Source organism: Winogradskyella haliclonae, from assembly GCF_014635865.1.
GTDB lineage: Bacteria > Bacteroidota > Bacteroidia > Flavobacteriales > Flavobacteriaceae > Winogradskyella > Winogradskyella haliclonae.
The window spans coordinates 63777-85747 of the sequence record NZ_BMDQ01000005.1; the positions used below are offsets into that span (position 1 = coordinate 63777).

At 32.7% G+C, this 21971-nt stretch carries 24 protein-coding genes and 1 pseudogene; 17 read left to right on the forward strand and 8 right to left on the reverse strand.

The window, feature by feature from the left end; translation table 11 throughout:
- The first annotated feature begins 1 nt into the window (after position 1).
- The 4 genes from ribD to IEV10_RS13810 are packed head-to-tail and all read left to right on the forward strand — an operon-like array spanning position 2 to position 3066.
- Positions 2 to 1006: a bifunctional diaminohydroxyphosphoribosylaminopyrimidine deaminase/5-amino-6-(5-phosphoribosylamino)uracil reductase RibD gene (gene ribD / locus IEV10_RS13795; RefSeq protein WP_188375321.1), complete on the forward strand. Its 1005-nt coding sequence runs from the start codon at positions 2 to 4 to the stop codon at positions 1004 to 1006.
- Positions 999 to 1610, forward strand: coding sequence for an HAD family hydrolase (locus tag IEV10_RS13800; protein WP_188375322.1), 612 nt, complete (start codon positions 999 to 1001; stop codon positions 1608 to 1610). Before ribD ends, IEV10_RS13800 begins: the two co-directional genes overlap by 8 nt.
- The gene (locus IEV10_RS13805; protein WP_188375323.1) at positions 1607 to 2467 is read left to right on the forward strand and encodes a GRP family sugar transporter; all 861 of its coding nucleotides are present in this window, start codon (positions 1607 to 1609) and stop codon (positions 2465 to 2467) included. The genes IEV10_RS13800 and IEV10_RS13805 overlap by 4 nt, the downstream gene beginning before the upstream one ends.
- Complete coding sequence (locus IEV10_RS13810; protein WP_188375324.1) at positions 2458 to 3066, forward strand: IMPACT family protein; 609 nt, start codon at positions 2458 to 2460, stop codon at positions 3064 to 3066. The genes IEV10_RS13805 and IEV10_RS13810 overlap by 10 nt, the downstream gene beginning before the upstream one ends.
- A gap of 3 nt (positions 3067 to 3069) precedes the next feature.
- Here the strand turns inward: IEV10_RS13810 and IEV10_RS13815 are convergent, their stop codons facing one another.
- Positions 3070 to 3468 carry an acyl-CoA thioesterase gene (locus IEV10_RS13815; protein WP_188375325.1) on the reverse strand — a complete coding sequence of 133 codons (399 nt, stop codon included), beginning with the start codon at positions 3466 to 3468 and terminating at the stop codon, positions 3070 to 3072.
- 211 nt (positions 3469 to 3679) lie between these two features.
- Here IEV10_RS13815 and dnaA point away from each other — a divergent pair, with 211 nt between their 5' ends.
- The 3 genes from dnaA to IEV10_RS13830 are packed head-to-tail and all read left to right on the forward strand — an operon-like array spanning position 3680 to position 6338.
- A complete protein-coding gene (gene dnaA / locus IEV10_RS13820; protein ID WP_188375326.1) occupies positions 3680 to 5107 on the forward strand; it encodes a chromosomal replication initiator protein DnaA in 1428 nt (475 codons plus the stop codon).
- 15 nt (positions 5108 to 5122) lie between these two features.
- Entirely contained in the window at positions 5123 to 5596 is a 474-nt protein-coding gene (locus IEV10_RS13825; RefSeq protein ID WP_188375327.1) for a low molecular weight protein-tyrosine-phosphatase, read from the forward strand.
- Positions 5597 to 5624: 28 nt separating this feature from the next.
- Positions 5625 to 6338 (forward strand): SAM-dependent methyltransferase, encoded by a 714-nt coding sequence (locus IEV10_RS13830; RefSeq protein WP_188375328.1) that lies wholly within the window; start codon positions 5625 to 5627, stop codon positions 6336 to 6338.
- Here IEV10_RS13830 and IEV10_RS13835 read toward each other — a convergent pair.
- The 5 genes from IEV10_RS13835 to dapF form a co-directional block, all read right to left on the reverse strand.
- Complete coding sequence (locus IEV10_RS13835; protein WP_188375329.1) at positions 6335 to 6991, reverse strand: peptidoglycan-binding protein LysM; 657 nt, start codon at positions 6989 to 6991, stop codon at positions 6335 to 6337. The genes IEV10_RS13830 and IEV10_RS13835 overlap by 4 nt on opposite strands.
- A 106-nt stretch (positions 6992 to 7097) precedes the next feature.
- Positions 7098 to 8003, reverse strand: coding sequence for a DUF2279 domain-containing protein (locus tag IEV10_RS13840; RefSeq protein WP_188375330.1), 906 nt, complete (start codon positions 8001 to 8003; stop codon positions 7098 to 7100).
- A 1-nt stretch (position 8004) separates the two neighbouring features.
- The gene (gene mltG / locus IEV10_RS13845; RefSeq protein WP_188375331.1) at positions 8005 to 9048 is read right to left on the reverse strand and encodes an endolytic transglycosylase MltG; all 1044 of its coding nucleotides are present in this window, start codon (positions 9046 to 9048) and stop codon (positions 8005 to 8007) included.
- Position 9049: 1 nt separating this feature from the next.
- Positions 9050 to 9574: a GNAT family N-acetyltransferase gene (locus IEV10_RS13850; protein WP_188375332.1), complete on the reverse strand. Its 525-nt coding sequence runs from the start codon at positions 9572 to 9574 to the stop codon at positions 9050 to 9052.
- Positions 9574 to 10350 (reverse strand): diaminopimelate epimerase, encoded by a 777-nt coding sequence (dapF, locus tag IEV10_RS13855; protein ID WP_188375333.1) that lies wholly within the window; start codon positions 10348 to 10350, stop codon positions 9574 to 9576. The genes IEV10_RS13850 and dapF overlap by 1 nt, the downstream gene beginning before the upstream one ends.
- A 126-nt stretch (positions 10351 to 10476) precedes the next feature.
- On the opposite strand from dapF, the gene IEV10_RS13860 reads away from it, so the two are divergent.
- From IEV10_RS13860 to IEV10_RS14370, 4 genes and pseudogenes are all read left to right on the forward strand, one after another.
- Positions 10477 to 11898, forward strand: a complete 1422-nt coding sequence (locus IEV10_RS13860) for a trypsin-like peptidase domain-containing protein (protein ID WP_188375334.1) — start codon at positions 10477 to 10479, stop codon at positions 11896 to 11898.
- Between the two features lie 179 nt (positions 11899 to 12077).
- The gene (locus IEV10_RS13865) at positions 12078 to 13526 is read left to right on the forward strand and encodes a glyceraldehyde-3-phosphate dehydrogenase (RefSeq protein ID WP_188375335.1); all 1449 of its coding nucleotides are present in this window, start codon (positions 12078 to 12080) and stop codon (positions 13524 to 13526) included.
- A gap of 136 nt (positions 13527 to 13662) precedes the next feature.
- Complete coding sequence (locus tag IEV10_RS13870) at positions 13663 to 14283, forward strand: tRNA (guanine-N1)-methyltransferase (RefSeq protein ID WP_229719723.1); 621 nt, start codon at positions 13663 to 13665, stop codon at positions 14281 to 14283.
- Between the two features lie 254 nt (positions 14284 to 14537).
- Positions 14538 to 14774 (forward strand): annotated as a pseudogene (locus IEV10_RS14370) (GNAT family N-acetyltransferase); the annotation flags it as partial.
- A gap of 2 nt (positions 14775 to 14776) precedes the next feature.
- Here the strand turns inward: IEV10_RS14370 and IEV10_RS13880 are convergent.
- Together IEV10_RS13880 and IEV10_RS13885 are read right to left on the reverse strand one after the other, a co-directional pair.
- Positions 14777 to 15577: a DNA alkylation repair protein gene (locus tag IEV10_RS13880; protein WP_188375336.1), complete on the reverse strand. Its 801-nt coding sequence runs from the start codon at positions 15575 to 15577 to the stop codon at positions 14777 to 14779.
- Positions 15574 to 15948 carry a hypothetical protein gene (locus IEV10_RS13885; RefSeq protein ID WP_188375337.1) on the reverse strand — a complete coding sequence of 125 codons (375 nt, stop codon included), beginning with the start codon at positions 15946 to 15948 and terminating at the stop codon, positions 15574 to 15576. The genes IEV10_RS13880 and IEV10_RS13885 overlap by 4 nt, the downstream gene beginning before the upstream one ends.
- A gap of 82 nt (positions 15949 to 16030) precedes the next feature.
- Between IEV10_RS13885 and IEV10_RS13890 the strand changes: the two genes are divergently transcribed.
- The 6 genes from IEV10_RS13890 (at position 16031) to IEV10_RS13915 (ending at position 21919) form a co-directional block, all read left to right on the forward strand.
- A complete protein-coding gene (locus IEV10_RS13890) occupies positions 16031 to 17743 on the forward strand; it encodes a LytTR family DNA-binding domain-containing protein (protein WP_188375338.1) in 1713 nt (570 codons plus the stop codon).
- Between the two features lie 133 nt (positions 17744 to 17876).
- Positions 17877 to 18671, forward strand: coding sequence for a DUF1330 domain-containing protein (locus IEV10_RS13895; protein WP_188375339.1), 795 nt, complete (start codon positions 17877 to 17879; stop codon positions 18669 to 18671).
- 22 nt (positions 18672 to 18693) lie between these two features.
- On the forward strand, positions 18694 to 19299 hold the full coding sequence (locus IEV10_RS13900; RefSeq protein WP_188375340.1) for a carboxymuconolactone decarboxylase family protein: 606 nt from the start codon (positions 18694 to 18696) through the stop codon (positions 19297 to 19299).
- Positions 19300 to 19419: 120 nt separating this feature from the next.
- Complete coding sequence (gene trmD, locus IEV10_RS13905) at positions 19420 to 20100, forward strand: tRNA (guanosine(37)-N1)-methyltransferase TrmD (protein WP_188375341.1); 681 nt, start codon at positions 19420 to 19422, stop codon at positions 20098 to 20100.
- 240 nt (positions 20101 to 20340) lie between these two features.
- Positions 20341 to 20691 (forward strand): 50S ribosomal protein L19, encoded by a 351-nt coding sequence (gene rplS, locus IEV10_RS13910; protein WP_188375342.1) that lies wholly within the window; start codon positions 20341 to 20343, stop codon positions 20689 to 20691.
- A gap of 652 nt (positions 20692 to 21343) precedes the next feature.
- Positions 21344 to 21919, forward strand: a complete 576-nt coding sequence (locus tag IEV10_RS13915; protein WP_188375343.1) for a pentapeptide repeat-containing protein — start codon at positions 21344 to 21346, stop codon at positions 21917 to 21919.
- Positions 21920 to 21971: the final 52 nt, after the last annotated feature.

Consider the following 21971-nt stretch of genomic DNA (forward strand, 5'->3'; position numbering starts at 1 on the left):
CTTGTATACTAACGAATACTATATATCACGTTGTTTGCAAATTGCAATAAATGGATTAGGTACAACAGGACCTAACCCAATGGTTGGGGCCGTCGTTGTATTTGAAAATAAAATTATTGGCGAAGGTTATACAAGTGCATATAGCGGACCACATGCTGAAGTAAATGCCATTAATGCTGTAAAGGACAAAGCATTACTAGAAAAATCGACACTTTATGTCACTCTTGAGCCTTGTAGCCATCATGGTAAAACTCCGCCATGCAGTGATTTAATTCTTAAACATAAAATTCCGAAAGTGGTCATTGGTTGTGTTGACGATAACCCTCAAGTCTCAGGGAGAGGGATTGCAAGGCTTGAAGCCTCAGGTTGTGAAGTTATAGTTGGAGTTCTTGAAAAAGCATGTAAAGCGCATCACAAACGGTTTTTTACATTTCATAATAATAGGCGCCCTTATATTATTTTGAAATGGGCAGAAACTAAAGATGGATTTATAGCTCCAAGAACTAAAAACGAACAAAAACCTGTTTGGATTACAAATACTTACTCAAGGCAATTGGTACATAAATGGCGAGCTGAAGAGCAAGCAATATTAGTTGGTACAAATACCGTCATAGAAGACAACCCTAGTTTAACGGTTAGAGACTGGTCTGGCGAAAACCCTATTCGAGTTGTTTTGGATAAGTATTTGAAACTAAACCAATCGTATTCAATTCTTAATGATGAAGCCAAGACTATTATTATTTCAAAAAAAGATATAGAATATGAAAAGAATTTAGCGCAACAAATCTGTGGTATTCTATTTCTAGAAAATATAAACTCAATAATAATTGAAGGTGGCGCAAAAACACTTCAAGCATTTATAGATGAAAATCTTTGGGACGAAGCAAGAATTTTCACAGGAGAAGTTGAATTCTCTGAAGGGATTATTGCGCCTATTTTAAAAGGAAAGCTAATTTCTGAAGAGCATATTTTTAATGACACACTAAAGATTTATAATCGTGATTAAAACTCTAATTTTTGATTTTGGCGATGTATTCATTAACCTAGATAAACAAGGTGCGATGTCTAATGCACTTAGCTTATTTGAGATGACTGAATTTGAACATGATATGATTGAAGCCAATATTCAATATGAAATCGGTGAAATCTCAACTTCAGAATTTTTAGGTTTTTATAAAACTAAATTCCCTCATTTATCTGAGGAAAATATTGTACATGCATGGAATTATATTATAAAAGACTTCCCTAATCACAGGTTAGAATTTGTAAAACAACTTTCTAATAGCAACCATTATAAACTCATATTATTAAGTAATACCAACGAGATGCATATTGACTTTATCAAAGAGAATGTCTCTTTTTATAACACCTTTAAAGAATGTTTTGACAAATTTTATTTATCTCACGAAATCAATCTTAGAAAGCCAAATACTAACAGTTATGAATTTGTATTAAACGAGAATAACTTAAGTCCAGAAGAATGTTTATTTGTTGATGATACTAAAGAAAATACAGATACAGCCCAAAAATTAGGAATACACACATGGAACATTGACGAAACCAAAGAAGATGTTGTTAACTTGTTCGAAATCCAGAAACACTTATTTTGATTTATTTAGCATTAAGTATTCTATCTTCAACAGGCATTTTTGTATTGTTTAAACTATTTAACAACTACAAAATAGATACTTTACAAGCTATAGTTATCAACTACATTACAGCCTGTATTTGTGGTCTTATCCATAATGACAAGCCACTAATCGCATCAGAAATTTTATCGTCTAATTGGTTTATTGGTATTATCATTCTAGGGTTTTTATTTATAGCCATATTTAACGTCATGGCTTTAACTGCCCAAAAAAATGGACTATCTGTAGCTTCTGTAGCTAGTAAAATGAGTGTTATCATTCCTGTGGTATTTGGAATCTATGTCTATAATGAAAGTATTGGACTCCAGAAAACAATTGGGATTCTCCTGGCTTTAGTAGCTGTATATTTAACTTCAGTCAAAGAAAAAGAGAACAACGTTCTTACACAATCGTTATACTTACCCATTCTGCTATTTTTTGGTTCAGGAATTATAGATACCTCTATCAATTATTTTGCGCCTGATGATAGAATTCCTTTATTCTCTGGACTAATCTTTGGTTGGGCTTTTATTTTAGGTGCTTTTATACTTATCTATAAACATGTAAGGTTCAATAAAAAATTTAAGATAAGGAGTATTTTTCCTGGTATAACACTTGGTTTAGTAAATTATGCTTCTATTTATTTTTTACTAAAAGCTTTACGTATTGATAGCCTAGAGAGTTCAACATTATTTACCGTTAACAATGTAGCTATAGTTGCATTTTCTACATTAATAGGTCTGCTCATATTTAAAGAACGTATTTCTAATAAAAATTGGTTTGGCATATTATTAGCACTAATTTCTATAGCTTTGGTTACAATTACAGAATGGAATTAAAAGACACATACAAAACAATAGCAAGTCCATCTGATGAAGTGTTATTTAAAGATAAGAACAGTAAGTTTTTTGGGTATGCTTTTCCAGTAAAAACTGAAAATGACGTAAAACTCCAAATCGAAAAACTAAAGAAAGAACATTACGCTGCAAGACATTGGTGTTATGCTTATCAACTAGGTACTGAACAGCTAAAATACAGAGCAAATGATGACGGAGAACCAAACAATTCTGCAGGTATGCCAATCTATGGACAAATACAATCATTTGATGTTACAAACATATTGATTGTTGTCGTCAGATACTTTGGAGGTGTAAAACTTGGTGTAAGTGGACTTATTAATGCCTACAAAACTGCAGCGCAAATGGCTTTAGAAAATGCTTCAATTACTGAAAAAACTATAGACATCAATTATAGCATTCAGTTTGACTATAAAAACATGAGTAAAGCACTAAGATTATTAAAAGATAATGAAGCTGAAATCCTAAGTCAGAAACTAGAGTTAGACTGCTTGATTACATATTCAATTAGAAAAAGTAAAGCCGAGGAACTTTTTGCCATTTTCAAAAATTTTCATGGCGTACAAATAAAAAAATTATAGGTTTTAGCCCTCAATTTTGTCTAATAAATATTTTGGGCAACGCGTTGGTCTATTTTTTTCCATATCAATAAACACCAAAACGGTATGTCCAGTTGCCAATAATTCACTTTTATCATTTAGTAATTCATAGTCAAATTCTATGCTTGCCATAGGCATTTTTTTGAGGGAAGTTTTTAGCGTTAACAAATCATCATATCGCGCTGAATTTTTATATTTTATATTTAGAGATATAACCGGTAACATTATTCCGTTTTCTTCCATAGATTTGTAAGTAATTCCGTACTGTCTTAACCACTCTGTTCTTCCGACTTCAAAATAACTTGCATAGTTTGCATGATATACAACGCCCATTTGGTCTGTCTCTCCATAGCGTACACGAATTTGCGTCTCATTTTTATTCATAGTTGCAATTTTCAGTTTAATAAAAAAATTGTACATTTAAAGTTGTCAAAAACATGAGAAAAAATTTCTTAAAAATCTAATCAATTTGATTTTTTTTTTAACTTTTTTGTTCACATATTTGTCAAGCAATAAAAAAACACGTCAGAGAATTTCTATGTCTCTTTTTTTTTGCCCAATTAACTAACTAACTGATAGAAATTTAACATAAAGTATGGATGTAACGGCTCAATCGGTCTGGGGCAATTGTCTCTCTTTTATTAAAGATAATATTCAACCACAAGCTTACAAAACTTGGTTTGAACCTATTGTAGCAGTTAAACTTTCCAATAATGCTTTAAGTATTCAAGTTCCTAGTAAATTTTTCTATGAGTGGCTCGAAGAGCATTATGTTAAAATCTTAAAGGTAGCGCTAACCAAAGAACTTGGTGAAGATGCAAAGTTGGTGTATGTTATTAAAATGGAAAATACCTATGGTAATAGACAACCATTTACTGAGCGTATTCCTAGTTCTAACAGAACACCTGTAAAATCTCAAGATGTAGACGTACCTTTTAACAACAAAAATCCTGAGCTTAAAAATCCATTTGTAATTCCTGGAATTAGAAATGTAAAAATTGAGTCTCAGCTCAATCCTAATTATACATTCGAAAATTTCTTAGAAGGTGACTCAAATCGTTTGGCAAGAAATGCTGCTATTGCTGTAGCTAACAAACCTGGTGGTACATCTTTTAATCCATTATTGATTTTTGGTGGTGTAGGTTTAGGAAAAACGCACCTTGCACATGCAATTGGTGTAGATATCAAAGACAAATACCCTGAAAAAACAGTATTATATATTTCTGCTGAGAAGTTTACGCAACAGTATATAGATTCTGTTAAGAAAAATAATAGAAATGATTTTATTCATTTTTATCAAATCATTGATGTTTTAATTATTGATGATGCTCAGTTCTTTTCAGGTAAAACAGGAACGCAAGATGTATTCTTTCATATATTCAACCATTTACACCAAAACGGAAAGCAAGTTATATTAACTAGTGATAAAGCACCTGTTGATATGCAAGATATAGAACAACGTTTGCTATCAAGATTTAAATGGGGATTATCTGCTGAACTACAAAGTCCAGATTTTGAAACTCGTGTTTCTATTTTAAATAACAAACTCTATCGTGATGGTGTTGAAATGCCAGATGAGATCGTAGAATATGTCGCTAAACATATTAAATCTAATGTTAGAGAGCTTGAAGGCGCTATTATTTCTTTAATTGCTCAATCTTCTTTTAATAAGAAAGAAATTACTATCAACCTAGCAAAAGACATCGTTGAGAAGTTTGTAAAAAACACAAAGCGAGAAGTATCTATCGATTACATACAAAAAGTCGTTTCAGATTATTTCCAAATGGATGTAAGCACGTTACAGTCCAAAACAAGAAAGCGTCATATTGTACAAGCGAGACAATTGGCAATGTTTTTTGCTAAGAAATACACAAAAGCCTCATTAGCTAGTATTGGCTCTCAAATAGGTCAGCGTGACCACGCTACTGTATTACACGCATGCAAAACTGTAGATAACTTATCGTCCACAGACAAGCAGTTTAGAAAATACGTAGAAGATTTATCTAAGAAGTTAACCCTTTAATTTTTCAGAAGTTTTATGTCTTTCAAACCATCAAAAACTAAGATTTTAATGGTTTGCTTAGGCAATATCTGTCGCTCACCTTTAGCACATGGTATACTAGAGTCAAAATTACCAAACGACCATTTCTATGTTGATTCTGCAGGTACGTCCAGTTACCATATTGGTGATAAACCAGACCAACGCTCTATAGCTGTTGCAAAATCTAAAGGTATAGATATTAGCAAACAGAAAGCAAGACAATTTATAGTAGCAGATTTTGATAGATTTGATATCATTTATGCTATGGATAAATCTAATTATGAAAATATATTATCTCTAGCACAAAATGAAGACGATAAGCGTAAAGTAAAATTGATACTAAACGAAAACCCATCAATAATAGACAAAGCTGTGCCTGATCCATACTGGGGAAACATGTCTGATTTTGAATATGTTTTTGAAGTTTTGAATGAGACTTGTGATATAGTTGCTAAGAAATTACTTATCTAAATACTATTTGTTTGGTTATATTTGAACTATGAATCCCAAAGGCAAGCTATACCTTATACCTACCCGACTTGGTGATAATCCACCACTAGAAGTTTTACCGCTATCTATAAAAAAGATTATTGAACAACTGGACAATTATATTGTTGAAAATGAAAAAACAGCGAGGCGTTTTATAAAACGTGTAGTCCCTAATAAGTCGCAACCCAATTTAAAATTAAGCGTCTTAAATAAGTACACACAAGATTCTGAACTTAATTCTTTTTTAAATCCTTGCTTAAATGGCATTTCTATAGGGATTATATCTGAGGCCGGTTGCCCTGCAATTGCAGACCCAGGAGCAGATATTGTTAGTATCGCTCATGAATTAGATATTAAAGTTGTACCACTTGTTGGACCTTCTTCCATCTTACTGGCATTAATGAGTTCAGGAATGAACGGACAGAGTTTTGCTTTTAATGGCTATCTACCAATTGACAAACAAGAGCGTAAACAACAGATTAAATTATTAGAAAAACGTTCTTTGGAGTTAAACCAATCCCAATTGTTTATAGAAACTCCCTATAGAAATAATCAAATGTTAACTGACTTAGCAACAACACTTCACCAAAACACAAAAGTATGTGTTGCTTGCGATTTGACATTACCTACAGAATACATAAAAACAAAATCAGCTAAAGCATGGAAATCAAATACTGAAGATTTTCACAAGCGCCCAGCAATCTTTATTATTCAGAGAGATTAAATACGTGCTTTAGCACGTTTATCTGCTTTCACAAAAGAAGTATCGTAACCAGCAAAGCGCTTCATATAATATTTCACCGTAGTACCATAACCATCAGCAAAGTTATTAGACCCATAACTTCTTAAGAATTTCTTTACACTACCAGCTCCAGCTAAGTGTGCAGCTGCTAAAATCCCTGATTCTGTAACCTCTACTCCACTAATTCTCTTTCCTGCAAAACGACTAATGTCCTTTCTTAAAATCCATTTATTTCGCTTTGCATTGGCAATAAAAGCTTTTTCTTGTAATTCAGGTGTGTTTAGAAAATAATTAGGATTGTATATCCCAATCATTTTTAAAGTTTCTTTTCCAAATTGGTATTTTCCTAAATACCCAAAAGTGTTAACAGTGAAATAATCCCCTTGAGACTCTTTAAAAGCCAAAGCTTCTTTAAAGGCTTCAAATGATTTCCCTAAATATGGTGTAAATACCTGCTCATCTTCTGGTTGAGACTTTTTCTCAACCATAGCAATTTCCTTCGGTACATTAAAATCCAATTCCAAACCATGAGTAGAATACTTCTCATAATCTAAAGTTGTTGGATATAATGCCAATGCAATAAGTAGACAAATTGCAAAAGGTGCTATAACGTTAGATATTATTTTTTTTAACATAACAGTAAATTTTAACTAAAGTCGTATCGCAAATACTAACCTTTCAAAATTCGCTGCAAAGATAAACAAAAATATTTTTCATTGAAAATCAACACCTTAAACTCGACTAAAAGTAAATATAATGGGCTTTTACACCATTTTTTCCGTTGAACTCCAAAGTAGGCATTGGCACTTTTATAGTGTTAAAAACGCTAAAAAGCGTTTTAAGTACGTTAGAATTTGTTTTTATTCGGGTTAAATCGATATCTAGACTCAAGTAAAACTGGCGGTATCTATCTTGGTTTGGGAACGACAAATTATCGTTACTACCAGTAAGCATTCCGTTTGCACCATAGCCAACTGCAAGGTTTAGCCAGTTAGGAATAAAGTCTGTTTTTAAAAAAGAATTTAGATTAAAACTCAACCAATAGGTCTGCCCATTATAATCTTTAAGAAACTCCTCTGTAAATCCATTACCTAGTTTATCAGGATTCAAAGCAGCAAATTCTGTTCTACTAAACGAATATTTTAAAGCTATACGTTGTTCTTGCCACAACAATTCTTGCCCAACATATAATCCTGTTCCGCTTGCATTTGCGAGCATATCACCCCATGAAAATCCCCATTCTTGTGAGAAACCATCAAAAATCTCAACAGCAGTCAAAAAAGAAAAACCTAAAGTAGCACCATATATAAGTTGATCTTTTTGCGACACACCAGCCCAATTTAATGACTCAGCGCCTACCCTACCCAATTGATATGATGCGTATACATGCCCCAGTTTATCCATTTGCAGCCATTGGTTATTATCATTAGTGATTCTGAACTTTGAACGGTCAAAATCAGCATACCATAATTGGTCTAAACCTATTAAAGTGAGTGTAGCTAGAGAGGCTTGGGAAATAACTAAAGCGTTTCGTCTTGGTGTATTTAGTGAATCGCTTGGTTTCAAAAAAGAATTGATTTTCGATTGTCCATACCCAATAAAGTATGAACAGAAAACAATTAATATTGAACAAAAAACATTTTTCAAATTACTTTTTTATGCCTTTTTGATCTAAATATCTGTGATAAGCTCGAGCATTATTGTTATGTTGACTTAAGCTTTTTGCAAATCTATGAAAGCCAGGCTTTTTAGGGTCTACAGCAAAATAGTAGTAATTGTGCTTTTCATAGTTAAGTACGGCATCAATAGCTGATAAGTCAGGCATTGCTATTAGCCCTGGAGGAAGTCCAGCATATTTATAGGTGTTATACGGAGAATCAATCTCTTTGTGTACATTAAGTACTCTACGTATGATTTTATCTTTGTATTTAGGCAATTTATAGGCGGCAAATTTTAGCGTTGGATCGGCATCTAATTTCATTCCAATTTTTATTCTATTTATATACACACCTGCCACTCTAGGTTGCTCTACTTTTTGTTTTGACTCTTCATAAACTATAGATGCCAAAGCAATCACTTCATCTTTTGAAAAGCCCAAATCTTCTGCTTTAGTTAATCTATCCGCATTCCAAAACCTATTATATTCTTTGTACATGCGTTCAACAAAACCCTCTGCAGAAGTGTTCCAAAAGACCTGATAACTATTTGGCAAATACATACCCAAAGCTGTTTCTGTTTTAAACCCTGCTTTAGACAAAAAGCTTTTGTCCTTCATGGCTTTTAAAAGACTTAGACTATCTACCTCTATTTGTGAAGAAATACGTCCTGCTAAATTTTCTAAAGAATTCTGATTATTAAAAGACAGTTTTACAGCAATATTATTGCTTCGAATAGAATTAATAATTTCATTATTATTCATGCCTTTTTTTATCTGATACTTTCCGGCTTTAACATAAGCGATGTATTTTTTTTGTTTTGCCAGCGCATCAAAACTGTCAATATCATCTAACAGCGGTATTAGTTTTTGCCTTACTTCACGATAAGTATCTCCACTAGAGATATAAATATATTTTGAATCTTCTTCAAATTTGGTATTTGGGCTAAACATTGCATTATAGAAATAATAAGCAATTGCTCCAAAAGCAATTAAACCGATTATTGCTATAGCCCAAAGTATCTTTTTTATATACATATTAGTTGTTTATAAGTTGAAGAAGGTACTCGTTTTTAAAACCTTCGATAGTATAATTCCAATCGTTTTTTAATCCTATTTTTTTGAAGCCTCTATTTTCAAAAAGCCTGAGACTATTTATATTATGTTCAGAGATATTACAATATAACTGATGCAAATTCAATTTTGTAAAGCAATAATTTATCAATAGCTCAAGGGCTTCTTGCCCATATCCCTTACCTCTATTTTTTGCTTCGGCAATTACGATTCCTATACCTGCTCTTTTGTTTTTAAAATCGAAATCAAAAATATCTATTAAGCCCAACGTTTCATTATCGTAATTAGAGATGACCAATCGTAATTGCTTTGCTTCATAGATATCTTGATGGGCATTTTCTAAATATTGTTGAATCAAAAAACGGGAATATGGTGTTTGTGTATGACTTAACTCCCAAATATTCTCGTTGTTTTCGACCTCATATATAAAATCTAAATCTTCTTTTTCTAAAGCCCTTAAATATGTGTGCTTACCTTTTAAAGTTACCATTAAATTTCGCCTTTAAAAACCTGAGTTGCTGGACCAATAAGCCAGATGTTATTGTAATCACCACTTTCAGAAATATCAAAAGCGATTTTGAGCTTACCGCCTTGAGTTTCTAAATCCACTTGCTTAGATGTTGTCTTTCCGCTTATATGCATTGCTAAAGCAACTGCTGTAACTCCTGTACCACAAGACAGTGTCTCGTCTTCCACTCCACGCTCATATGTTCTTACTGCAAAACTATTCTCAGAGTTTTGTTTAACAAAATTAATATTAGAACCTACCTCGTTATAAGGTGCCCCATACCGTATTTCTGCGCCTTTATTTTTAACATCAAAATCTTTTAAATTGTCAACCAACTCCACATGATGCGGAGAACCTGTGTCTAAAAATAAATGGTTTTCAAAAGTTTCAATATTAGATACATCTTGCATTTGTAATTTTACAATACCTTTTTCTATTTCAGCTTTATGCAGGCCATCAATAGCTTCAAAAGTAGTAGCCCTGTCTATTATGCCAAGGAATTTTGCAAAAGCAGTTATACACCTTCCACCATTACCACACATACTACTCTCGTTTCCATCGGCATTATAGTATACCATTCTAAAATCTACTTTTGGGTGATTCTCTAAAAGAATTAACCCATCAGCACCTATACCAAATCTGCGATCACACAACTTGGCAATATTTTTGCTGTTAGATTTATCAAAAGATAACGACCTATTATCTATGATAACAAAATCATTTCCCGTACCTTGATATTTATAAAAATTGAGTGTCATAATTACAGGCAAATATAAGAATAAAAGACCTTAAACTAAGGTGTTAAATCATAGTTAAAGTTGAATTTAAAAATCAATAATTCGATAATTTTAAACGTTAAATAATAGAACTAAAAACTGAAGAAAATGAAGAAGATTTTGACATTAGTATTTGTTTCGGTAATAGGCGGACTATTAACTTTGGGAGGCTATAAACTATTTATTGAAGAAGAACAAGCACAATTAGTTTCTGAAAGTAATAACACTCAATTACCCATATATCTACCGACATCTACTAACAACAATACAGTATTAACAAATACAGAACGACCAGACTTAATTTCAGCAGCAAACAAAACTATTGATGCTGTAGTACACGTAAAAAACACACAAATAAATAGAAGTCCTCAAACTTGGGGAGATCTATTTAGTGGACGCTCTCCCGAGCGCAAACAATTGGCTGGAGCTGGTTCTGGTGTAATTATTTCTCCTGACGGCCATATTATTACAAATAACCATGTAATTAAAGGTGCAGTAGAAATTTCTATCACACTCAATGACAACAGAACTTATATGGCTGAGTTAGTTGGAGCGGATTCTAAGAATGACATTGCATTACTTAAAATAGATACTCAAGAAGAATTACCATTTGTTGCCTTCGGAGACTCAGATTCTACACAAATTGGCGAATGGGTTTTGGCGGTTGGTAATCCTTTTAATTTAACCTCAACAGTAACCGCAGGAATTATCAGTGCAAAGTCTAGAGATTTATCAGGCGGACAGTCTTTTATACAAACTGATGCGGCCGTTAATCCTGGAAACTCAGGTGGTGCTTTGGTAAATGTTAATGGCGAATTGGTAGGTATAAACACCGCAATCTCTTCACAAACTGGATCCTATGTTGGGTATTCTTTTGCTGTACCAAGTAATATTGCTCGTAAGATTGTTGAAGATATTATGGAATTTGGAGATGTACAAGATGGTATTCTTGGAGTTACTGGACTTGCACTTAACAGCGAAGCTGCTAAAGAGCTTAATGTAGATATCACAGAAGGTTTCTATGTTAGTGGTATTGAAGAAAAGTCTGGTGCTGATCTTGCTGGGTTAAATGAAGGGGATATCATAAGAAGACTTGATAATATAGAAGTTAATAAGTTTTCTGATTTAAGCGGTTACCTAAAAACTAAGAGCCCTAATGATGTTGTAAATGTTGAAGTTTTAAGAAACGGTGACCTAAAAACTATTCCTGTAACACTTACAAAAAGAGATGATATTTATGTAGAATTTATGGATATACAATTTAGAGATATCCCAGAAAATGTAAAAAAAGAATATCCCGACACCTATGATAGTGGTGCTCTAGTACTCGAAAATAAAAATCAATTTTTAGCTCAAAAAGTGGGTATTAGAAGAAATTATGTGATAACAGCAATAAATGGAAACAAGATTGAATCAACTAAGGATATCAGAAAACTTTACGACCAGTATGGAAATGATTTTAATGAAAATCTTAGAAGTATAGAATTCATTGACACATATGGCGAAAAGAAAGAAATAATTTTCAGATAGATTGCTTAAACCCTTAATAAAATAGACCCTTCAGAAATTAAAATTCTGAAGGGTTTTTATTTTTGTTAAAATGCGCTACGAAAACGTTTGAAATATATTACTTTTGCCGAAAATTTCGAAAGCACATTTGATTAATTTCAAAACTTTCAAATTAAAAAAACAACAAAACACACAACACAATGCCCGTAAAAGACACTTACGAAAAAGAATTAGCTTTTCAAGCAGACAGACGCCGAGCAACAGTAGAGTTTATTAAAATCTTAAACGATTTATGGTATGACAAATCCATTGAACTGGTTATTTTCAGAAACCCATTAATTGACAGAACTGTAAGCGATATTTTAAACCTGCATGAATATGCTGGTGAGTTTGTTCAAAAACCAATTTCAATTTTTGATTCTGTAGAGATTGCAAAAGCAATCAATCAGCTCGATCTGCCACCTGCAAAATTAGATATTGGTAAATTGACCTACGAGTATCACTTAGAAGACGAAAAATTTAGTAACGCTTTAAGTTTTGTAGCAGACAAATTAAAAGATGCTGAAGACAATAATGGTATTGCTCCAAAAGACGTTGTACTATATGGTTTTGGACGTATAGGTCGCTTACTTGCAAGAGAGTTGATGACTAAGACTGGTAAAGGAAGTCAAATGCGCTTAAGAGCCATTGTAACACGTGGTGCTATTGATGCTACTGTTTTAGAAAAAAGAGCATCATTATTAAGAAATGATTCTGTTCACGGTGATTTTTCTGGAACTGTAACTGTAGACCTAAAGAATGAAGCTTTAATCATTAACGGAACTACAGTAAACATCATATCGGCCAAAGCACCAGAGGATATTGACTATACTAAGTACGGTATAAATGATGCGTTAATCATAGATAACACAGGTGCTTTCAGAGACAAAGAAGCTTTAGAAAGACACTTGATACCAAAAGGTGCAGATAAAGTGCTATTAACTGCTCCAGGAAAAGGTATTCCTAATATTGTGCATGGTGTTAACCATTTAGAGAACGATCCAGATAAGGTTAAAATTTTCTCAGCCGCATCTTGCACAACAAATGCAATTACACCAATATTAAAAGCTATCGAAGATTCTTACGGTGTAAAATCTGGTCATTTAGAAACAATTCATGCCTATACAAATGACCAAAATTTAGTAGATAATTTTCATAAAAAATACAGAAGAGGCCGTGCTGCTGGACTTAACATGGTAATTACAGAGACTGGTGCTGGAAAAGCAGTAAGCAAAGCACTACCTTCTTTAGAAGGGAAACTAACTTCTAACGCTATTAGAGTTCCAGTGCCAAATGGCTCTTTAGCGATTTTAAATTTAGAGTTAGACAGAGAAACATCTGTAGAAGCTATGAATACAATGATGAAAAAGTACGCACTTGAAGGTGATTTGGTAGAACAAATTAAATACGAAATGAGTGATGAGCTTGTATCTAGTGATATTGTTGGAAGCTCAGCACCTTCAATCTATGACAGCAAAGCAACTATAGTAAGAGCTGATGGCAAAAATGCAGTATTATATATCTGGTATGATAATGAATATGGCTATAGTCATCAGGTAATTCGTTTAGCTAAATATGTATCAAAAGTAAGACGCTACACATATTATTAGAAGTATGTAATCTAAAGTAGACGTTTCAACGTATATCAATAGCCTTACAATATGTAGGGCTATTTGTTTATAGAAACTCAAGAAATAGTGTTAAAATCCCTATATTGGACGAGTCTTAACCTAACGTAACCAAAAAATGAAAAATGCAACCAAATTAATAGCCTTATTTGCCTTAATGCTAAGCTGCTCTTTTACAATTGCCCAAGAAACTACAAAGAATGAAGAGTTATCATTAGATAGTGGTACAATTGATAGTCAGTTTGAATACATATTCAGGAAATCAGGAAATTTTAAAGGTACAAACGGTCAAAAATATGAAGCTGTAAAATATAGTTCATTGTTAACTCTAAAGGCACATGTTTTAGATTCATTAAAAACAACTTATACCAAATTAAATAACTCTGAGAAGACAGTTAATGATCAAGCAAAGGAAATTGAATCTCTAAAATCTCAGCTTAGCAATACACAAACAGAACTTACAAATACAAATGCCGAAAAAGACAGTATGTCTTTATTTGGCATGCAAATGAGTAAAACAGGTTATAATGTTTTAATGTGGAGTATTATTGCTGGATTATTGGCTTTTGCGCTTCTATTTGTATTCCGTTTTAAAAACAGTAATTCCTCTACTAAAGCTGCAAAGCGTAAGTTAGAAGAAGTCGAAATAGAGTTTGAAGAACATCGCCGTGTAGCCTTAGAGCGTGAACAAAAAGTAAGACGTCAATTGCAAGATGAGATTAATAAAAATAAATCTTAAATCTCCAATAGAATAAATCAAAATCCGTAATTTACATTACGGATTTTTTTTATGACTATACACAAGGCAACCATAGATCAACTAGAAGACCTCATCCCCCTGTTTGATGGTTATCGGGCCTTTTATAAGCAAGACAGTAACTTACCAAAAACAAGACAGTTTTTATTAGAACGTTTGCATAATAATGACTCTGTCATTTTTATGGCCTATATAAAAAAAGGGCTGTTGGCTTTACACAACTTTACCATTTATTTTCATCGGTATCATTGGAGCGCATGTATTTACTTAACGATTTATTTGTAGCTAAGGACTGTCGAGGCAAAGGCGTTGGAGAAGCACTAATAAATAAAGCCAAAGCACTTTGCGCTGCACAAAAGCAAAAAGGTATAGCCATACAGACAGCTCATGACAACCCAGCTCAAAATTTATATCAACGATTAAGTTTTAAACCTGATACTGATTTACATTTCTTTTGGTCAGTGAAATCCTAAGTCTATTTATTGATTGTTCGCAATCCCTTTTTAATAATATAAGCTGTTTCTTTAGTTGGGGATTCATTTTCCCATTTGAGACAAATAGACTTTACCCAATTGGGTTGAGATTTGCTGGCGTCATTAAGCCAATTACCTACAGAATCTCGAACATATTTTGACGCATCAGAATTTAATGGCTCAAGAAGCGAAAGTCCTTTTTCTGGATGTTCTTGAAAAGCTGGTATTTTTTTAGTCCAAACACCAATAGGACGCAAGGATTCAACTGCGAAGCGTCTGATATTTTCATCTTTATTTTTTGTCCACTTCGATAGAATATCTATAGAAGCATCTAAGTCTTCAATCATTCGTTCTTTACTAGCAAAAATAACCACCTCTCTTACACCAAAATGTGAATCAGCTGCATAGGGTTTCATTGCGTGAATCAAATTATTAATCGAATCAAAGTGTGTGCTCTCCGCCCAACAAGACCAACAGCGTACTAAATCTGACGTATGTGATTTTAATTTATCATATATTGACTTATCTGAAGTTAGTAAACCTAAAGTTTGACCTATAACTTTGGTATTGCTATTAGCTGTAGGTTTCTTTTGAGCATTTACAGCAACTTCAAAATCCGAATACCATTTTTCTTTGCCCAAATCTTTTAAAACTAATTTTAAAAGCACTAACTGGTCTGTTGCCAACCATTCCATTAAGTTGCGTGTTTCAATTAAGCCTTTATTTAGGTATTCAATTACTTCTGGATTGAGGTCTTTTAAACTCCGTGCTCCTTTTCTATTTTTAATATGTTCTGGTATCATATAGTTTTCTTTTTTCGTGGTTTAGGGATGTTACCAATTAAATCACTGTTTTCTTTAATAAGTTCAGCTATCTGTTGAGCACGCGTTTCAAAATTAGGTTCATCTTCATGCAACAAAAGCCACTTTTTAATTTTATATGTTTCTAAATGGCGTAACTCAGGAATAAGTTTCTTTAAGGCATTGTGGTGTTCAATTTTAGTTCCTATCCAAATACCATTATCAACCGGATTCTCTTCTTTTTGACGAGTAGCCAAAACAATTTTATCTCCGCAATACATAGCTACATTTCCAAACATTTTCTTTGTTCTAATAGGTAATGGATATAATAAGTCTAATATAAAATCGTGCGGAATCATAATATAGTTCTTCAAAACTAAATGGAATTTTAGAATTTATCTTCCCATTCACTACAAAAATTAAGCTTTAACTGTTATTCTAATTACATTTGCTTAAATGACAAGAAGACTTGCTATACTAAAACTTCAGACAAAGAGTACTAATATTAAATTTTTAGTACCTATCATACAAGAAGTACTTATATCCAATATAAGTGCTGAAGCTTCTTTTGTGGTTATTTCTAAAGACTCAACTAACACAAGCACTGAAGTTAGTTCTGATTTAAAAACAATAGGAAAACAGCTTAATACCAATTATTTAATTACTGGAGGTCTATCAGAAAAAAACAGTTTAATTATCGTTACACTTAAATATAATGACCTTAAAAAAGATAAAGAGAGACAAGTATCATTTGAAGTTGATAAAAATGATTTATTCAAATTAGGCGAGCTATCTCTAACGCATCTTAAGAAAATGCTTAATATCTCTAACGATGATATTTCAATTAAAGTAAATGCAAAGATTAAAAATCCTGAGATTCATCAGCTTTACGTTTTAGGTAATTATCATTTTAATAGGTGGACACAAGGGAATGTAAAATTGGCAGTTGAGTATTATGAAAAAGTGATTCATGCTGAACCCGATTTTGCGCCTGCTTATCTAAAACTATCAAAATGCCTGGTGTATCAGGCTGGTCGTGGATATGAGCTACCAAAGAATGTATATCCTCAAGCAAGAGAATGGGTTGAAAAAGCCTTAGAAATTAACCCAAACTCTGGAGAAGCAATTATAGATAAAAACCTTATTGACTTTTTTTATGAGTTAGATTGGACCAATATTTACAATAGTATAGAAAAAGGATTAGAGAATTATGTAGATGCTAGTGAAGCCTATCAACAATTATCATTTTTTTGGTATGGTTTAAAGGAATATGATGCGTCTTTAGATGCCTTATATTCAGCTTTGGAATTCGACCCAATATCGACAAGCATACTAAATATGATAGGTGATGTACAATTGAGTGCAAAACGATATGAAGATTCTGAGAAAACATTCTTATCTATCTTAAAGATGATTCCAAATGATAATTCATCTTTAGAAAACTTAATGTACATATCCGCATTACAAGATAACGAGCGTAAAGCGATTTCCTATTATAACAAACTAAAAAAAGCACTTCCGAGTAGCATAGAATTTACACCAAGAATGGGTTATTTCTATGGAAAATTTGGAATGGTCAAAGAAGCGGAATCGTATTTGAAGCATTTCAGAGACCTCTCTAAAAAAGAACCTAACAGGGTACATCACAACTATTATGCTCAGGTATATTCTGGCCGTAACGATTGGGAAAAAACAATGAATCATATTGAACGCGGCTGGAAAGCAAGAAGTGGTATTTTATTTATACTTACAGATCCACAACTAGCACCACTTTATAAATGGAAACGCTACCAACAACTAGTTTCTGAGATTAAGTTACCTCAAGGTGTTGAAAATAACAACTACATTACGCTTCGTACAGATATTAAGGAAACATTTCGTATTAATCTAAACACATTACTCTTTCTTAAAGCAGAAGACAATTATACGAGGCTCTATTTTTTCCAAAACTTTAGATTAGAACAGAAATTAGTCCGTGCTACCTTAAAAACGGTAACACCACAATTACCTGAACATTTCTCTCGTATTCACAAATCTTATATCTTAAATATGCATCAACCATTTCAACTATTTGGTAATGCAAAAACAAGATACATCACTCAAAATCAGCACGACATTGAGATTCCTGTGAGCAGAAGTTTTGATGTATCTTCATTGGTTATTGCTTAAACGCTTCCCGTTGACTTCAAAAATCAACTTACTTCTTCATTATTCTTTCCCATTGACTACACAAAAAAAGTTAAAATACGTTACGTATGCATCTTTGTGCTGTAATTAATATTAACATAAATAATACAGAAAGATGACACGTATTAAATTTTTAACAATGACACTATTGTTGGTTTCGCTTACAGCATTTGCCTCTTGCGAAAACAACAATGTAAAAGCAAAAGTATTGGCAGAGAATACGACCGAGCCAATAAAAACTGAAGTAAAAAATGCTGACATTACTTTTAAAGCTGGTAAGCTAATTGAAGTTGCATTACTTACAGTAAAACCTGATGGTCAAAAAGCATTCATGGAACACTATTTTCCAAAGGTGATGCCAGTAGCAATGCCTTATGGCGCTAGACCAATTGCAAGCTTTGCAGTAACTAAAACCGTTATGGGAAACAAGCCTAGCCAGATGGTAGTTTTCTTTGAATGGGAAAGCTTAGAACAAAAGCGTGCTTTTGAAAGCAATCCTGAATACTTAAAACTTCGAAATATTAGGGACAACGCGCTTTCTTTTTTAAGTCAAGGCTATTTCCAAGTTGAAAAAGATATAACAGTAAATGTAGCTTCAAACAAAACTTATGACTTTGCAGGCATTTTCATCAATCCAGAAAAAGCAAACTTATTACAAGAGTACTTTCAAGCAGTTTTACCTACAGCTTCAAAACCAGAATTTGGATATACACCTATAGTAAATCTAAATCCATATCAAGGTGCAAATGACCAAAACTACCATCCATCAGTAATTGCATTTGCCGAGTGGAAAGGCGGTGTAGATTCTCAAGAGCGCTTTGAAAAAACAAAAGTATTTAAAGACAATGTAGCAAAACGTAGTGCTGGTGCACCTTACATAGATGTTTTTCATATCGTACCAATATTATAAATCACAACTAAAAAAAATGAAAATGGAGACCTTAGAGAAAAAAGAAACCGTAAGAGGGTTTAATTTAGAAATACAAGAAAACCCATCAAAAGAAGTACAGGCCGTATACGATTGGTATAATGAAATCTTTCAGTTTGTACCAAATCTTGGAAAATTATTAAGCAATTCGGATGCAGCCTTATTATCGTACACGCATATGCAGTGGCATCTTGAAAAGTTAGGGAATCTAACACCTGAAGAAAACAATATCGTACAGTTAACCATTGCCATTGAGAATGAGTGTAAATATTGTACTGCTGGACATACACTTGCAGGTAAAGTACTTTTTGGTTCTGCTGATGCAGATTTAAATGCCCTTCGTAGTAGAACAGCATTGAGCAACGAAAAATTCAATGCGTTACACGAATTTACGAAAGCTGTTTATAACAGTAACGGGCGAGTAAGTGATGCCGTTCTTGAAAACTTCAGAAATGCAGGCTATAACAATTCACAAGCATTAGATGTGATTACAAACATTTCGGCTAAAGTATTGTCTAACCTAGCTAATCAATTAGCAATAAATGAAGTAGATGAACCCATACAACCTTTTGCGCAAGGCCTTGAGGGATTCTCATCTGATTATAGATAAGATTTATAACTTATTTTTTGTTATAAGCATTAGATTAAGCACAAGTATTATATGCTTGTGCTTTTTTAATACAATAAAAGGAAATTTCCCAATTTCCTTTATTAATCGCATCTTTGCAAAATGCGTATAGATATTATCACTGTTTTACCAGAACTCTTAAAAAGTCCGTTTGAAGCTTCAATATTAAAACGTGCTATAGATGCTGGTTTGGTAGAAGTTCATTTTCATAATCTTAGAGATTATACGACAGACAACTACAAATCTATTGATGACTACCAATTTGGTGGTGGTGCAGGAATGGTGATGATGATTGAGCCTATAGACAAATGCATCTCAGATTTACAAGCCCATCGCAATTACGACGATATTATATACATGACACCAGATGGTGAACGTCTTAATCAAAGTATTGCCAACCAAGTATCACTAAAAGAAAATATTATAATTCTTTGTGGTCATTATAAAGGTGTAGACCAACGCGTAAGAGATAAGTTTATAACACGCGAAATCTCAATTGGTGATTATGTACTTTCTGGTGGAGAACTTGGTGCAGCTGTGCTTTGTGATGCAGTTATTAGATTAATCCCAGGTGTTTTAGGCAATGAAACATCAGCTTTAACAGATAGCTTTCAAGATAATTTGTTAGCACCACCAATATATACACGTCCAAGAGAATACGATGGTATGAAAGTCCCAGAAGTATTATTCAGTGGTAATTTTGGAGAAATAGAAAAATGGCGCGAAGAACAAGCGTATAAGCGTACAAAGGAAAGACGACCAGACCTTCTTAATGACGATTGACGATTGAAAAATGTTTAATTAGACTTATAACAGTGTAGCAAAAAAGCCTTTACACGAATACATTATCAAATAAACTGCCTATTGCCTATTGCCTAATGCCTAATGCCTACTACAACTTAAAATTTATCACTTTTCACTTCTTACTTTATACTTTTTAATTATCTTTGCACCCAATTTTAGATTAACCTCTGGCGAGAATCGTGAATGTTGGTTTGAATTAACTATTATAAAGAAAATAACATGGAGTCTTTAGTAAAATTTGTACAAGACGAGTTTGTAACAAGAAAAGATTTACCAGATTTTAGTGCTGGTGATACAATCACAGTATACTACGAAATTAAAGAAGGTAACAAAACACGTACACAGTTCTTTAGAGGTGTCGTATTACAACGTAAAGGAAGCGGAACTTCTGAAACATTTACGATTCGTAAAATGTCAGGAACTATTGGTGTAGAACGTATTTTCCCAGTGAACTTACCTGCACTACAAAAAATCGAAGTTAATAAGCAAGGTAAAGTACGTAGAGCTCGTATCTTCTACTTTAGAGGTCTTACTGGTAAGAAAGCAAGAATTAAAGAAGTTAGAAAATAAGACTTTAATTGCTTACCAAAAATATTTAAAAGCCCTGATTCATCAGGGCTTTTTTAGTTATTAACTTTTGTTAATAACCCTAGTTTATAAAATGTGAATATCTACTGTGCTAAAAAATTTGGAATTCTTAACTAAAAATATACTTTAGCTAAACAATTAACAACAAACCTAGTTTGGTTTTGAATTTATTTTCGAATTTATGTTAAATTGTTACAAAGCTACGTTCTTTGTTTAATGAGATTTTTTCGGTTGTGAAACAATCTGTGTATGCAGACTAGTGAAGCAACTAACTTAAACTAAAAAATAATTTAGGTTATTTTTTTAGATTAATGAATTAGGTTTTGAAAAGTAAGTGCTACTTGTAGTGACAAAAAGTAGAAACAGGACGCCCAAACATTGCTATTGCGAAAGTAAAGGTTAATGATAAAGCGGACTAAAAAATCTCTTGAGATGTGAATTAACAGGTCAATACATTTTGAAAGTTAGGAAGCATTTCGATGGAATCGGAAATACTTGAACCGAAAAAGATGAGGGTTTTGCCCATCAGCTGAGTTAGTGAAAACTAAATAGGTCATGTAGAGTATGTTTCTAAAAAAGCCATGTCAACATCAGTTTACTGAATGATATGGCTTTTTGTTTTTATATTAGCCTAATGAATCTTCCTTTTATACACGGCAAAACATTTCAACAAAAAAACTACACCTCTTCTATCCTACCTAAAGGAGAATACGATACCTGTATTTTTGTGAGCTGCAACTTCGAAAACTCTGATATTTCAAACTGCATTTTTATTGAATGCGAATTTATAGACTGCAATTTTAGTAATGTTAACGTGATGCATACACAGTTTAAAGATGTAGAATTTAAGCAGTGTAAATTAGTTGGTGTTCAGTTTAATAATTCTAATGATTTTTTGAGAACTTTTAATTTTACAGACTGTATATTAGATTTTGCATCATTTACTAATACAAAAATTGACCATACTCATTTTAATTCAAGCAAATTAATCAGTACAGATTTCACTAATACTGAAGCCAAAAAAGTTGTTTTTAAAGATTCTGATTTACAAAATACTATTTTTGATAATACTAATTTAGAGCAAGCCGACTTTTCTTCAGCATATAATTTCAATATTACACCTTCAAAAAACAATATCAAAAAAGCCATCTTTCATAAAGAAAATCTTTCGGGATTACTACATTCTTCTGGAATTATAATAAAATCTTAATTTCTGAAATACTATAAATTCTAGCTTTACACAACGCCTAAGATTTTGTATA